Source organism: Cupriavidus necator (genome assembly GCF_013141915.1).
GTDB classification, from domain to species: domain Bacteria; phylum Pseudomonadota; class Gammaproteobacteria; order Burkholderiales; family Burkholderiaceae; genus Cupriavidus; species Cupriavidus necator_B.
Window position 1 is genome coordinate 117840 of the sequence record NZ_SROX01000004.1, and the last position, 13802, is coordinate 131641.

Below are 13802 nucleotides of genomic sequence, written 5' to 3' on the forward strand. Positions count from 1 at the left end.
CTATTGTACCTTGCCGGCACCCGCTTTTTGCACTGCGACATCACGGCCGCGCTGTGTCAGCGAATTTCGTGATAATGCTTATGCATCACATAAAGCGATCCAGGCGGTCAGAGCGACGTCGCCGAGCGTGCCGCCTGTTCGTACAACCCGGTCAGCACCCGCATCAGCCGGGCCAGTTCGCCGATCTCGGCATTCTCTTCGCTGCCCGCGGTGAAATTGCTGGTCAGGCATTGCTCGCGGATCTCGCGATAGCGCGCACACGCCTCGGCGCCCGCCTCGGTGGTCGAATAGGTGGCCTCCTTGCCCACCCGTTCGCCGCTCACCAGCCCCAGCCCCTGCAACTTCTTCAGCGCATAGGTAACCAGGTGCGTGTCTTCCACATTGAGCACGAAGCAGATGTCGGCCAGCCGCTTGGACCGGCCACGGTGGTTGACATGGTGCAGCACCAGCACATCCAGGAAGGTCAGGTCGCGCACGCCGGCCGCGCCCATGCAACGCACCACCCAGCGGCTGTAGGCGTTGTAGGCGGTGTTCAGGCCGAACTCGAATTCCGATAACTCGGGACTGCGCACAGACACCAGATGCGACGACGAGACGATACTCGCGCCGGCGGCGCGGGACAGTGGCGGAGCCGGCCTGCCGGCTGGGGCATCGGCGGCCGCGATGGCGGGCGCGCTTTCGGCTGGCTTGCGTGACATGCGGAAATTCCTTTCGATGGGGGCGCGTCGACGGCGGCAAGTTTCGCGGGACCGTCCCCGCGGCCACCGCGTTTGGGCTGACAGTTTATCGGCGAATTACCACGAATAAAACGACATTTCGCGCACCGGCCCACTAGCGTGGCGGTCGGTTTGTTCTCGCGGCGCTTCTGGCCCTCGCGCACCGCAGGAAAGCGCTATACTGTATATCCATACAGTATCGCTCCGAGCCCCCCATGTCGCCCGAACCTGCAAACTGCCCCCTCTGCGGCGCTGCCGCCGAGCGCACGCGCGCCGCACCGCACGGCTATCTCTACCTTTGCCCCGGTTGCGGCCCCTTCCACATCAGCCGCAGTGCCCTGGCTTGCCGACAGGACATTCCGGCTTCAGCGAGGCACGATGTCCGGCTCTTGCGCGCCTATGGCCACCAGCCCCGGATCGAGACCTGCCGGGACGGCGTGCGCGTCGTGCCCGGGCGGCGCTGAGCATGGGCAACAGCAAGCGAGCCGCGGGCTGTCACCTGCCGGCTTCGGTCCCAGCCACGTACCCGGCGCCGGGGGCAAACGGGATACTGGCGCAAGTGCAAGGGCACCATGTCGCCGCCGCGCTGCAGACCCTGCCGCGCGCCACGGCGGACGCGCCCAATCATCATGAGGTCCTGGTAGAGGCCGGCCATCTCGGCACGGTCCGGCTCTTTATCGTGAAGAAGCTCGCGCGCCATAACCGGCACAGCCACTACTACTGGTCGGCCTATCGCGCCGAGCCTGCCTGAAGCTAGGCCGGCATCGCATCCGGATGGCCTGCAAGCGCGAATCATTCGCGTTACGCCGATCGACTATGGCCGGGCACTGGAGTCCGGAAGCCTGATGCAGCCACGACGGTTCGCCACGCCCGACGCGGCGAACTGCACAGCCATCGCCATGATGGTGGCGTACGGCTGCGCGCGGCCGCGGGCGGCCCCGAGGAACCGCCGGCTTGATATCGTAATGCTGGTCGATCAGGGAGCGGGCCTGCAAACAGCGTAAGATGGCTGCGGCCAACCTGCATCGATGGTTCACTCATCCCGCCGGAGCAGACATGCGACTTGCTGATTTCATCTTGCGCGACATGGCGCGCATCGTGACGGAATGGGAGGCGTTTGCCGCCACCCTGATGCCTGCCGCACGACACCTGGATGCCCTTGCCCTGCGCGATCATGCGCAGCAGATCCTGTCGGCCGTGGCCAAGGACCTGTCGACCCCGCAAACCCGCGACGCCCAGCGGGAAAAGTCGGTTGGCCGGGCTCCGCGCCTGGCCGATGCACCGGAAACCGCGGCCCAGACCCACGCGCTGCTGCGCGCCCGCCACGGCTTCAACATCAACCAGATGGTCGCCGAGTACCGCGCCCTGCGCGCGAGCGTGCTGCGTCTGTGGATCGATGCCTGCCAGCCGGACCCGCCGGATGTCGACGACATGATCCGTTTCAACGAGGCCATCGACCAGGCCGTCGCGGAATCGGTGAGCTTCTTCGATATCCAGGCCGAGCAGGCGCGCAACCTGCTGCTCGGCATGCTGGGGCACGACATGCGCAGTCCGCTGCAGACCATCCAGACCACCGCCCGCTTCCTGGCAGCGCTGAATGCCGGCGAGAAAGTTTCGGAAGCCGCCACCCGGCTCATCCGCAGCGGCGCCCGCATAAATGCGCTGCTCGACGACCTGTGCGATTTCAACCGGACCAAGCTCGGCCTGGGTATCAACATCACCCCAGCCGGCATCGACCTGGCGCTGGTGTTTAGCGACGCCGTCGACCAACTGCGCGCTGCCCACCCGGCCCACCGCATCGAGTTCGATGTCAGCGGCGACTTGCGCGGCCTCTGGGACGGCTTGCGTCTGCAGCAGCTGCTTTCCAACCTGGTGACCAATGCGGTCACGTACGGCGCGGCGGACGCGCCCGTCCGCGTGGTCTTGACGGGCCAGGATGCGGAAGTCCACGTCGCGGTCTGGAACAGCGGCCCGCCCATTGATCCCCAGACATTGGCCCAGATTTTCGATCCGCTCAAGCGAGGCCCGGATCCGCACCACAAGAACGCCCCCGGACTGGGGCTCGGGCTGTATATCGCGAGCGAAATCGCCAGGGCCCACCAGGGATCGATCGAGGCTCGCTCAGATCCGGCCGGCACGGTGTTCGAGGTACGCCTGCCGCGCCACCCCTAGGCGCCCCCCTCGCGGCGGCGCCGTAGATACCAGCGGCCTGCGCGCCATCCCATAGAGGCCATCCCTATCTGTCACCTTGCGGGGCTTCTTGCTACCCTTGAGGTTCCCGCGCCGCCCCAGCGGCCGGCAGGCCGGGTCCGTGGCGTTGCCCGGCCCGCCCGCGCCCGCCGAGCGCTGACCCGCACCGCTTTGCAGACCCCATGCCATTGATGCTTCCCGACCTCGATACCTTGAACCGCCGCCTGTGCGACGGCGCAACCAGCCGCACGCAGATCGTCGAGCAGGCCGCGGCCCGGGCGGCCACGCCGGCCGCCGCGGCCGTGTTCCTGCACAGCACCTTTGATGCCGCCGCGCAGGTGGCGCGCGCCGCCGATGCCGCCAGCCGCGCCGGCAAGGCGCTGCATCCGCTGGCGGGCCTGCCGGTCTCGGTCAAGGACCTGTACGACGTGGCGGGCGAGGTCACGCGTGCCGCCTCGCTGGTGCGCGCCGATGCCACGCCGGCCGCCGCCGACGCACCGGTGGTGGCGCGGCTGCGCGCGGCCGGGGCAGCCCTGGTCGGGCGCACCAATATGACGGAATTCGCGTTCTCGGGCGTGGGCATCAATCCCCATTACGGCACGCCCGTCAATCCGGCCGGCGCCGATGGCGCCGCGCGCATCCCGGGCGGATCGTCGTCGGGTGCCGCGGTATCGGTGGCGCTGGGGCTGGCGGTCGCGGCGCTGGGCAGCGACACCGGCGGCTCGATCCGCATCCCGGCCGCGCTGTGCGGCATCACCGGCTTCAAGCCTACCGCGCGGCGCGTGCCGCTGGCCGGGGCGTTCCCGCTGTCGTACACGCTCGACACTGCCTGCGCCATGGCGCGCACGGTCAGCGACTGCATCGCGGTGGACAGCGTGATTGCCGACAGCGCCCTGCTGCCGCGCGTGACCGACCCCGCCGCCACGCGGCTGGCGATACCGCGCCAGCTGCTGCTGGACGATCTCGATCCGGTGGTGGCGCGCGCCTTTGACCGCGCCCTGGGCCGGCTGTCGGCCGCCGGCGTGCGCCTCGAGCATGTCGACCTGCCCGAACTCGGCGAACTGGCCGCGCTGAACGCGCACGGCGGCTTCAGCGCGGCCGAGGCCTATGCCATCCACCGCCACGTGCTGGCGGCCCGCCGCGACCGCTACGATGCGCGCGTGGCATCGCGCATCGATCGCGGCGCAGGCATCAGCGCCGCCGACTATATCGACCTGGGCCGCGCACGGCTGGACTGGATTGCCCGCATGGAAGCGCGGCTGGCCGGCTTCGACGCGGTGGTCTGCCCAACCGTGCCGATGGTAGCGCCCGAGATCGCGCCGCTGCGCACCGATGACGCGCAGTTCTTCCGCGTCAATGCCCTGCTGTTGCGCAACACCTCGGCCTTCAATTTCTTCGATGGCTGCTCGGTGTCGATGCCCTGCCACGCGCCGGACGAGCTGCCGGTGGGACTGATGCTGTCGCACGGGCCGATGCGCGACGCCAGCCTGCTCGGCACGGCCCTTGCATTGGAACGCATCGTGCAGCCCATCGTGCAATCAGCGCGCGACGACTGAGCCCGCCGCCGCGCCGTTGATCTTGCACCATGCGCGCCCGGGGCACCGGGCATGCGCGTGGCACCAGGTAGTACGCAACCCGCTGTACAACCGCGCCCCTGCGCGCACACCAGGAGAGATCGAAAGATGCGAGTCAAGGCAATGATCGCGGCCACGCTGATGCTGGCCGCCGCGGCGGCACAGGCGGACACCAAGTGGGACCTGCCCACCGGCTACCCCGTAGCCAACCTGCACACCGAGAACCTGCAGCAGTTGGCCAGCGACGTGGACAAGGCCACGGGCGGCAAGCTCAAGATCGTACTGCACCCCAACGGGTCGCTGCTCAAGGCCAACGAGATCAAGCGCGGCGTGCAGACCGGCCAGGTGCAGATGGGCGAGATCCTGATGTCGCTGCTGGCCAACGAGAACCCGGTGTTCGGCGTCGACGCGGTGCCGTTCCTGGCCACCAGCTATACCGATGCCTACAAGCTGTGGCAGGCGTCGCGTCCGGTCACGGAGAAAGTGCTCGACAAGCAGGGCCTGAAGCTGCTGTACGCCGTGGCGTGGCCGCCGCAAGGCATCTACGCCAACAAGCCGATCAATTCGGCCGCGGACATGAAGGGCCTGAAGTGGCGCGCCTACAATCCCGCCACCTCGCGCATCGCCGAACTGGTCGGCGCGCAGCCGGTCACGATCCAGGCCGCCGACCTGGCGCAGGCGCTGGCCACCGGCACCGTCAACTCCTTCATGTCGTCGGGCGCAACCGGCGTCGACACCAAGGTGTGGGAGAGCGTGAAGTACTTCTACGCCGTCGATGCCTGGCTGCCCAAGAATATGCTGGTGGTCAGCAAGAAGGCCTTCGCGGCGCTCGACAAGCCCACCCAGGAGGCGCTGCTCAAGGCCGTCGCCGACGCCGAGAAGCGCGGCTGGCAGGTGTCTGAGCAGAAGACCCGGGAATACCTGGCCACGCTGGCGAAGAACGGCATGACGGTGCAGCCGCCCTCGCCGCAGCTCAAGGCCGACATGCAGAAGGTCGGCCAGACCATGGTGGACGACTGGGCCAAGAGCGCGGGCGCCGACGGCAAGGCCATCCTGGACGCCTACCGCAAGTAAGCCCGCGAGCCCGCGTCCACCGATCTCCAGCGCCCTGCATCGCGGCCGCGCAGGCTGCCATGCGGGGAGGCCATCCTTCCCTTGCTGCCCATCATGCCAACTGCCCCCTCCTCCAAGCGCTGGCTCGACCGCCTGCTGGACCTGTTCGCCACGCTCGGCGCGCTATGCATCCTTGCCGTCTGCGTGATCATGATCCTGATGTCGCTGTCGCGTGAAACCTCGTTGATCTTCAAGGGCGGCGACGACATCGTTGCCTGGCTGTGCGCCGCCTCCGCCTTCCTGGTGCTCGGCCAGACCTTCCAGCATGGCGGCATCGTGCGCGTGGAAATGCTGCTGGAAGCGGCCGGCCCGCGCCGCCGCTGGCTGCTGGAGCTGGTCTCGCTGACGATCTGCCTGGTGTTCGCCGCCTACGCGGCCTGGGCGCTGGGCACCTTTGCATGGCAGAGCTGGGACATCGGCGATGTCTCGCAGGGCCAGCTCGTGATCCCGCTGTGGATGCCGCAGAGCTTCGCCGTACTGGGCTGCGTGGGCTTCCTGCTGGCGGTGGCCGATGAATGGCTGCGCGTGGTGCGGCGGCAGAAGCCGCGCTACCAGCTGGCCCAGGAAGCCAAGCTGGCCGCCGGCGATTTCGGGGAGACGGTCTGATGAGCACCGTCGTCGTTGCACTGATCCTGCTGCTGGTGCTGATTGTCTTCCTCGCGCTGGGCGCGTGGATTCCGGTGGCCATCGCGGTCACGTCGTGGGTCGGGCTGGTGGTGTTCTCCGACCGCGAGGCCCTGGTCAGCCTGGCCAATGCGTGGTGGTCGTCAAGCGCCTCGTACACGCTGGCCTCGCTGCCACTGTTCGTCTGGATGGGCGAGATCCTGTTCCGCACCAAGCTGTCGGAGCAGATGTTCAACGGGCTCTCGCCATGGCTGAGCTGGCTGCCCGGGCGGCTGATGCACGTCAATATCCTGGGCTGCGGCATCTTCGGCTCGGTGTCGGGCTCGTCGGCGGCCACCTGCGCCACCATCGCCAAGTCGGCCCTGCCCGAACTGACGCGGCGCGGCTACGACGAACGCATCACGCTGGGCTCGCTGTCGTGCGCCGGCACGCTGGGCATCCTGATCCCGCCGTCGATCACGATGGTGGTGTACGCGGTCTCGGCGGACGTGTCGATCATCCGCGTATTCCTGGCGGGCTTTCTCCCGGGGCTGCTGCTGATGCTGCTGTTTTCCGGCTACATCGTGGTCTGGGCGCTGGCCCACCCGGACAAGACCCCGGCCTCGGAGCATTTCAACTGGCGCACCCGGCTGGCGTCGATCCGGCAGCTGTTGCCGTGCATCGTGTTGATCGCCTTCATTACCTGGATCATGGTGACCGGCTACTCCACCGCGACCGAAGCCGCCGCCTATGGCGTGGTGGCCTCGCTGGCGCTGGCCTGGGCGGGCGGCTCGCTCACGCGCGCGGCGTTCTGGGACAGCCTGATGTCGGCCACGCGGCTGACCGCGATGATCATGTTCGTGCTGGGCGCCACCTCGTTCCTGTCGGTGACCATGAGCTTTACCGGCATCCCGCGCGCACTGGCCGAGTGGGTCGCCGCGCTGCAGCTGTCGCCGTGGGCACTGATCGCGGTGCTGACGGTGATCTACATCCTGCTGGGCACGGCGCTCGACGGCATCTCGATGATCGCCCTGACCACCGCCACGGTGCTGCCGATGGTGCAGGCGGCCGGCTTCGACCTGGTCTGGTTCGGCATCTTCATCGTACTGCTGGTGGAGATTGCCGAGGTGACGCCGCCCGTGGGCTTCAACCTGTTCGTGCTGCAGAGCATGACCGGCAAGGACAGCAATTACATCGCGCGGGTCTCGCTGCCCTTCTTCATGATGATGGTGGTGGCGATTGCCATCGTGACGATCTGGCCTGAGGTGGTGACGTGGCTGCCGGACATGGTCATGCAGCAGGAAGTCAAATAGCATGGACGTGCACCGCAACGGGCTCGCACGGAGGTTCCCAGACCGATGCATGTGATCGTCATCGGCGCCGGCGCGATCGGCGTCAGTTCCGCCTGGTACCTGCGGCAGGCAGGTTTCGACGTGACCGTGCTCGAGCGCCGCGGCGCGCCGGCGCAGGAAGCCAGCTTCGGCAATGCCGGCGTGATCGCGCCTGGCTATGTCACGCCATGGGCCGCGCCGGGCATGCCCGGCAAGATCCTGCGCACGCTTTTTGCGCGCGAGGCACCGGTGCTGTTCCGCCCCGCCGCCGATCCGGCCATGTGGCGCTGGATCGCACGCTGGCTGCGCGAATGCCGGCTGGAGCGCTACCGCGCCAACAAGCTGCGCATGCAGCGGCTGGCATTCTACAGTCGCGCTTGCCTGCACCAGCTGCGCAGCGAGCTGGAGATCGACTACGAGCAGTCGCAAGGCTACCTGCAGCTGTTCCGCACCGCGCGCGACCTGGACCTGGCCGCGCCCGCCGTCGCCCTGCTGCGCGAGAACAACGTGCCGCACCGGCTGGTCAGCGCGCAGGAATGCCGCCGCATCGAACCGGGCCTGGCCGCCGGCACGCCGCTGGCCGGCGGGCTGCATCTGCCTGAAGACGAATCCGGCAACTGCCCGATGTTCGTGCGCGCGCTGCACCGGCATGCCGAGGCCGCCGGCGTGTCGTTCCGCTTCGAGACCCGGGTCGAGCAGATCCGCCCCGTCCAGGCCGGCAAGCTTGACATCGTGCTGTCACGTACCGGCGATCAGGATGCCGCCCCGGTGCTGAGCGCCGACCGCGTGCTGGTCGCGGCCGGTGCCGACAGCGCCGCGCTGCTGCGCCCGCTGCGTCTGCGCGTGCCGCTGTACCCGGTCAAGGGCTATTCGGTGACGGTGATGATCCGCGACGAACTGCAGGCGCCGCTGGGGGCGCTGATGGATGAGTCGTACAAGGTCGCGATGACGCGCATGGGCAACCGGCTGCGCGTGGCCGGCACGGCGGAACTGGGCTCGCGCCGGCTCGACCTGCGCCCCGCCGCGCTGAACACGCTGGTCAAGGTCGCGCGCGACTGGTTCCCGGTGGCCGGCAACTACCAGGAGGCCACGCAATGGGCCGGCGCGCGACCGATGCTGCCCGATGGCCCGCCGCTGATCGGTCCCACGGCCGTGCCGGGGTTGTTCCTGAACCTCGGCCATGGTTCGACGGGCTGGGCGATGAGCTGCGGATCAGGCAAGATTGCGGCTGACCAGATCGCCGCCAGCGCTGGCGCTTGCGCCAGCCGCGGCGGTCCCGGCATCGACATGGAAGGCCTGCTGCCGGATCGCTATGGGCTGGGGCCGGCCAGGTAAGTCCAACCTCAAAGCCCGACCTGAAAACCCGACATGACCTCCTCTGCCGCCGCAGTCATCACGCCCGCTGACCAAGGGGAAGGCTGGCATGCGCTGGACGCAGCCGCACCGGACCCGGTGCCGCTCTACGACGTGGCCGCGATCCGCCGCATCGAACACGCTGCGCTGGCACAGCTGCCGGCCTTCGCGCTGATGTCGCGCGCCGGCGCGACGGCCGCGCGCTGGCTCGCCTGCCACGCGCCCGAGGGCGCGCTGCTGTTCCTGGCAGGGCCCGGCAATAACGGCGGCGATGCGCTGGTCGCCGCCACGCATCTGCACCGCGCCGGCCGGGCGGTGCAGGTATGGCTGGCCGCGGATCCGCAGCGCCTGCCCGCCGATGCCGCCACCGCGTGGCAGCAGGCGCAGGCCGCGGGCGTGCCGTCGAGCGTGATGGCGCAGGTGGATACCTCGCATGACATGGATTGGCCCGCCGGCACCGCCGCGGTCATCGACGGCCTGCTGGGCATAGGCCTGAGCCGCCCGGCCGACGGCGCCATGGCGTGGTGGATCGCACAACTCAACCGCGGCACGCTGCCGGTGTATGCCTTGGACAGCCCCAGCGGCCTGTCCGCCGACACCGGCGCCGGCACGCCGGCGGTGCACGCGCGGCGCACGCTGACCTTCATTGCCGCCAAGCCCGGCCTGCTTACGCTGGACGGGCGCGATTGCGCCGGCGAAATCGACATCGCGCCGATCGGCCTTGACTATCCCCCGCACGCTGCGCCGCCGGGCCTGGTGAACGGCCCCGCCTTGTTCGGTGCCGCGCTGCCGCGCCGCCGCCACGCCAGCAACAAGGGCACGCATGGCGCGCTCGCCGTCATCGGCGGCAACCTCGGCATGACCGGCGCGCCGCTGCTCGGCGCCCGCGCCGCGCAATGGCTGGGCGCGGGCAAGGTGCATATCGGCTTCCTGGCGCAGCCGGCGCCGCTGCTCGATCCGCTGCATCCGGAACTGATGCTGCATGCGGTCGATGCGCTGGCGCTGGCGTCGATGTCGGCGCTGGTGATCGGGCCCGGCATGGGCACCGATGCCGGCGCGCGCCAGCAGTTGGCGCGGCTGCTGCAGGCCGCGCCGCTGCCGCTGGTGCTGGATGCCGATGCCTTGAATTTGCTGGCGTCCGAGCCGGCGCTGGCCGGCGCGCTGGCCGCCCGCAGCGCAGCCACGGTGATGACGCCGCACCCGCTCGAAGCTGCGCGCCTGATGGGCGTGCCGGTGGCCGAGATCCAGCGCGACCGGCTTGCCGCCGCTGCCGCGCTGGCCGCCCAATGGCAGGCCGTGGTGGTGCTGAAGGGATCGGGCAGCGTGATCGCCGCACCCGATGGCAGCCCGTGGACGCTGAATCCCACCGGCAACGCGGCCCTTGCCAGCGCCGGCACCGGAGACGTGCTGGCCGGCATGCTGGGCGCGCTGCTGGCGCAAGGCATGGCGCCGCTGGCCGCGGCGCAGGCGGCCGTGTGGATCCACGGCCGTGCCGCCGACGTGCTGGTCGCCGAGGGCACCGGCCCGGCCGGCGTCACCGCCAGCGAACTGTATGCGCCGGCACGCGCCGTATTCAACCAGTTGCTGGGCACCGCCTGCGCGTGACGCGCCCGCGCCCTCCGTGCTGGGCGCACATGCCGTCAGACAACCACCGATACTCGCGCGGCGCCGCGGCTGCTATGTTGCAAGTGGTAACGATATGACGCCACCGCGAGCCTCGGTGCCGCCAGGCCCGGGGATATACTTACCGCTCCGTCTTGCAAGCCGGCAACGCCACGCGGCTCGCGCCCCGCAACCTCGCTAGTCTGCACGCCAGTCCTGCATGCCCACTGACCTTCACGCCTGGAACGCCCTGCTGCGGCACCATGACACCCTTCGCGACGCCACCATGCGTGAGTGGTTCGATCGCGAAGGCGCGCAGCGCGTCGCGCAATACTCGCTGGAGGCCGCCGGCCTCTATCTGGATTACTCGAAGAACCGCATCACGGCGCAGACCATGCGCCTGCTGATGCAGCTGGCGGCCGAAGCCGGCGTCACCCGGCGCCGCGACGCGATGTTCGCGGGCGAGCATATCAACACCACCGAAGACCGCGCGGCCCTGCATGTGGCCTTGCGCGCCGACGCCGGCGCCGGCTACAAGGTCGACGGCGAAGCGGTCGTGCCGGCCATCCAGCAGGTGCTGGCGCGCATGCGCGACTTCTCCGCACGCGTGCGCAGCGGTGCCTGGAAAGGCGCGACCGGCGAGCGCATCACCGATGTCATCAACATCGGCATCGGCGGCTCCGACCTGGGGCCGCGCATGGTGTGCCGGGCGCTGTCGCACCTGGCCGATGCGGATGGCAACGCCGCGCCGCGCCTGCACTTCGTCTCCAACGTCGACGGCACCGATCTGGCCGAGACCCTGGTGCGCCTGGATCCGCAGCGGACCCTGGTGATCGTCTGCTCCAAGACCTTCACCACGCTGGAAACCATGGCCAACGCGCGCAGCGCGCGCGCCTGGTTCGTCGCCAGCGGCGTGGCCGAGCAGGACCTGGCCAAGCATTTCGTCGCGGTCTCGACCAATACCGAGGCAGTGCGCGAGTTCGGCATCGATCCGGCCAATATGTTCGAGTTCTGGGACTGGATCGGCGGGCGTTTTTCGCTGTGGTCTTCGGTCGGGCTGTCGATCACGCTGGCGGTGGGCTTCGACGCCTTTGCCGACCTGCTGGCCGGCGGCCGCGCGATGGACGAGCACTTCCGCAGCGCGCCGCTGGAGCGCAACATGCCGGTGATCCTCGGCATGCTGGGCATCTGGTACCGCAACTTCTGGAACCTGCCCACCAGCTGCATGGCGCCCTACTCCACCTCGCTGGAGCTGTTTCCCGCGTTCCTGCAGCAACTGGAGATGGAAAGCAACGGCAAGTCGGTGCAGCTCGACGGGCAAAGCGTCCGCACGCATACCTCGCCGGTGGTGTGGGGCACGGCCGGCACCAACGGCCAGCACGCCTATTTCCAGCAGATCCACCAGGGCTCCCAGGTCGTGCCGGTGGACTTCGTCGCGCCGCTGGTGCCGCCGCGCCGCCTGCCTGGCCATCACGCCAAGCTGCTGGCCAATTGCTTCGCGCAGGCCGAGGCGCTGATGCGCGGGCGCAGCGCCGATGAGCTGCGTGCCGGCGGGCTGAAGGATGAGGTGCGCATCGCGCATATGGTGTTCGACGGCAACCGTCCCAGCAACACGCTGCTGATGGAGGACCTGACGCCGCACGTGCTGGGCGCACTGATTGCGCTGTATGAGCACCGCACCTTCGTGCAAGGCGTGGTGTGGCGCATCAACTCGTTCGACCAGTGGGGCGTGGAGCTGGGCAAGATCCTGGCGCGGCCGATCGAGGCCGAACTGGCCGGCACGGCCACCGGCCAGCACGATGCCTCCACCGCCGCGCTGATCGCGCGCGCCCGCGCAGTGCTGAAGGCGGGCGCGGCCAGCTAGCCGCTAGACCTCGGCGCCGATCCATTCATCGCTGGCGACGCGGCCGGCGTCGATGGTCAGCACGCGCCCGCAGCGCGACGCCACCGAGCGATCGTGGGTGACCAGTACCAGCGTCGAGCCCGCGTCGCGGTTAAGCTCGAACATCAGGGCGATCACCGCTTCACCGGTGGCGGTATCGAGGCTGCCGGTCGGTTCGTCGGCAAACAGGATGTCCGGGCGCGCCACGAAGGCCCGCGCCAGCGCCACGCGCTGCTGCTCGCCTCCCGACAGCGTGCGCGGGTAGTGGCCCAGGCGCGCGCCCAGGCCCACGCGCTGCAGCATGTCGACGGCGCGCTCGCGCACCTGCGCGGTTTCGCCGCGCAGCTCCAGCGGCAGCATCACGTTCTCCAGCGCGGTCAGGTGGCCCACCAGCTGGAACGACTGGAACACGAAGCCGACATGGCGGCCGCGCACCGCGGCGCGCTGGTCCTCGTCCAGCACGAACAGGTCCTGCCCGTGCAGCCGCACCGTGCCGGTGCTGGGCAGGTCCAGCCCGGCCAGCAGCCCCAGCAGTGTCGACTTGCCCGACCCGGACGCCCCCACAATGGCGAGCGTTTCGCCCGGCGTGACGGAAAAGGTCACGTCGTGCAAAATCGTCAGCGAACCGGTCGTGTCGGCCACGGTCTTTCCGAGGGATTCGACTGCAAGAATGGAAGAAGACATGGATATAGGCATCCGAGGGAAAAGGCGCAGGCTGCTGCTGGCAGCCGGCATGGCGCTGGCGATTTCGACCGCGGGGCAGGCCCAGACCCCGGCAAGGAGTGCGACCCGTGCCACCGCGCCCGCCAGTGCCGCCGCCCCCGCGCTGCTGGTGCTGGGCGACAGCCTGTCGGCCGAATACGGCATCGCGCGCGGCGCGGGCTGGGTCACGCTGCTGCAGGACCGGCTGCGGCAGGAGCGCTTCGATTATAGCGTTGTCAATGCCAGCATCAGCGGTGAGACCACCATCGGCGGCAAGACCCGCCTGCCCGACCTGCTGTCGCGGCACCGGCCCGCCATCGTGGTGATCGAGCTCGGTGCCAACGACGCGCTGCGCGGCTTGCCGCTGCAGACCACCGAAGCCAACCTGCGCAACCTGGTCACCACGGCACAGAAGGCCGGCGCAAGCGTCTTGCTGATCGGCATGCGCATCCCGCCCAACTACGGGCAAGACTACACCGAGAAGTTCGTCTCGCTGTACCCCAGGCTGGCGGGCGAATACAAGGTGCGGCTGGTGCCCTTCTTCCTCGATCAGGTGATCGCGCGGCAAGACTGGTTCCAGCCCGACCGCATTCATCCCACCGCCGCGGCACAGCCGGCCTTGCTCGATACGGTGTGGCCGCAGCTCAAGCCACTGCTCAAGCGCGGCACCGCGAAGTGACCATAAAAAAACCCCTGCCGCGTGGCAGGGGTTTTTTCTCCAGCGTCGCCGGCGGCG

12 protein-coding genes are annotated in these 13802 nt (G+C 69.1%); 10 read left to right on the top strand and 2 right to left on the bottom strand.

What is annotated here, in order from left to right:
* Window positions 1–107: 107 nt before the first annotated feature.
* Window positions 108–698 carry a winged helix DNA-binding protein gene (locus tag E5S69_RS10315; RefSeq protein WP_171514563.1) on the bottom strand — a complete coding sequence of 197 codons (591 nt, stop codon included), beginning with the start codon at window positions 696–698 and terminating at the stop codon, window positions 108–110.
* Between the two features lie 577 nt (window positions 699–1275).
* Between E5S69_RS10315 and E5S69_RS10320 the strand changes: the two genes are divergently transcribed.
* The 9 genes from E5S69_RS10320 (at window position 1276) to pgi (ending at window position 12346) form a co-directional block, all read left to right on the top strand.
* Complete coding sequence (locus E5S69_RS10320) at window positions 1276–1467, top strand: hypothetical protein (protein WP_236901268.1); 192 nt, start codon at window positions 1276–1278, stop codon at window positions 1465–1467.
* A 305-nt stretch (window positions 1468–1772) separates the two neighbouring features.
* Window positions 1773–2888, top strand: coding sequence for a sensor histidine kinase (locus E5S69_RS10325; protein ID WP_171514808.1), 1116 nt, complete (start codon window positions 1773–1775; stop codon window positions 2886–2888).
* A gap of 200 nt (window positions 2889–3088) precedes the next feature.
* Window positions 3089–4462 carry an amidase gene (locus E5S69_RS10330; RefSeq protein ID WP_171514565.1) on the top strand — a complete coding sequence of 458 codons (1374 nt, stop codon included), beginning with the start codon at window positions 3089–3091 and terminating at the stop codon, window positions 4460–4462.
* 126 nt (window positions 4463–4588) lie between these two features.
* Window positions 4589–5554 (top strand): TRAP transporter substrate-binding protein, encoded by a 966-nt coding sequence (locus tag E5S69_RS10335; protein WP_171514566.1) that lies wholly within the window; start codon window positions 4589–4591, stop codon window positions 5552–5554.
* A gap of 93 nt (window positions 5555–5647) precedes the next feature.
* Window positions 5648–6199, top strand: a complete 552-nt coding sequence (locus tag E5S69_RS10340; protein ID WP_171514567.1) for a TRAP transporter small permease subunit — start codon at window positions 5648–5650, stop codon at window positions 6197–6199.
* A complete protein-coding gene (locus E5S69_RS10345; RefSeq protein ID WP_171514568.1) occupies window positions 6199–7509 on the top strand; it encodes a TRAP transporter large permease in 1311 nt (436 codons plus the stop codon). Before E5S69_RS10340 ends, E5S69_RS10345 begins: the two co-directional genes overlap by 1 nt.
* Window positions 7510–7554: 45 nt before the next feature.
* Window positions 7555–8862 carry a D-amino acid dehydrogenase gene (locus tag E5S69_RS10350; RefSeq protein WP_171514569.1) on the top strand — a complete coding sequence of 436 codons (1308 nt, stop codon included), beginning with the start codon at window positions 7555–7557 and terminating at the stop codon, window positions 8860–8862.
* Between the two features lie 33 nt (window positions 8863–8895).
* The gene (locus tag E5S69_RS10355; protein WP_171514570.1) at window positions 8896–10485 is read left to right on the top strand and encodes an NAD(P)H-hydrate dehydratase; all 1590 of its coding nucleotides are present in this window, start codon (window positions 8896–8898) and stop codon (window positions 10483–10485) included.
* Window positions 10486–10702: 217 nt separating this feature from the next.
* On the top strand, window positions 10703–12346 hold the full coding sequence (gene pgi, locus E5S69_RS10360; RefSeq protein ID WP_171514571.1) for a glucose-6-phosphate isomerase: 1644 nt from the start codon (window positions 10703–10705) through the stop codon (window positions 12344–12346).
* Window positions 12347–12349: 3 nt separating this feature from the next.
* Here pgi and E5S69_RS10365 read toward each other — a convergent pair whose 3' ends face one another.
* Window positions 12350–13048 carry an ABC transporter ATP-binding protein gene (locus tag E5S69_RS10365; protein WP_171514572.1) on the bottom strand — a complete coding sequence of 233 codons (699 nt, stop codon included), beginning with the start codon at window positions 13046–13048 and terminating at the stop codon, window positions 12350–12352.
* On the opposite strand from E5S69_RS10365, the gene E5S69_RS10370 reads away from it, so the two are divergent.
* Window positions 13047–13745 carry an arylesterase gene (locus tag E5S69_RS10370; protein WP_171514573.1) on the top strand — a complete coding sequence of 233 codons (699 nt, stop codon included), beginning with the start codon at window positions 13047–13049 and terminating at the stop codon, window positions 13743–13745. The two genes, E5S69_RS10365 and E5S69_RS10370, sit on opposite strands and share 2 nt — an antisense overlap.
* Window positions 13746–13802: the final 57 nt, after the last annotated feature.

Coding starts and splice junctions, on each gene's coding strand:
- E5S69_RS10315 (WP_171514563.1), bottom strand. CDS start 698: ATGTCACGCAAGCCAGCCGAAAGCGCGCCCGCCATCGCGGCCGCCGAT.
- E5S69_RS10325 (WP_171514808.1), top strand. CDS start 1,773: ATGCGACTTGCTGATTTCATCTTGCGCGACATGGCGCGCATCGTGACG.
- E5S69_RS10330 (WP_171514565.1), top strand. CDS start 3,089: ATGCCATTGATGCTTCCCGACCTCGATACCTTGAACCGCCGCCTGTGC.
- E5S69_RS10335 (WP_171514566.1), top strand. CDS start 4,589: ATGCGAGTCAAGGCAATGATCGCGGCCACGCTGATGCTGGCCGCCGCG.
- E5S69_RS10340 (WP_171514567.1), top strand. CDS start 5,648: ATGCCAACTGCCCCCTCCTCCAAGCGCTGGCTCGACCGCCTGCTGGAC.
- E5S69_RS10345 (WP_171514568.1), top strand. CDS start 6,199: ATGAGCACCGTCGTCGTTGCACTGATCCTGCTGCTGGTGCTGATTGTC.
- E5S69_RS10350 (WP_171514569.1), top strand. CDS start 7,555: ATGCATGTGATCGTCATCGGCGCCGGCGCGATCGGCGTCAGTTCCGCC.
- E5S69_RS10355 (WP_171514570.1), top strand. CDS start 8,896: ATGACCTCCTCTGCCGCCGCAGTCATCACGCCCGCTGACCAAGGGGAA.
- pgi (WP_171514571.1), top strand. CDS start 10,703: ATGCCCACTGACCTTCACGCCTGGAACGCCCTGCTGCGGCACCATGAC.
- E5S69_RS10370 (WP_171514573.1), top strand. CDS start 13,047: ATGGATATAGGCATCCGAGGGAAAAGGCGCAGGCTGCTGCTGGCAGCC.
- E5S69_RS10365 (WP_171514572.1), bottom strand. CDS start 13,048: ATGTCTTCTTCCATTCTTGCAGTCGAATCCCTCGGAAAGACCGTGGCC.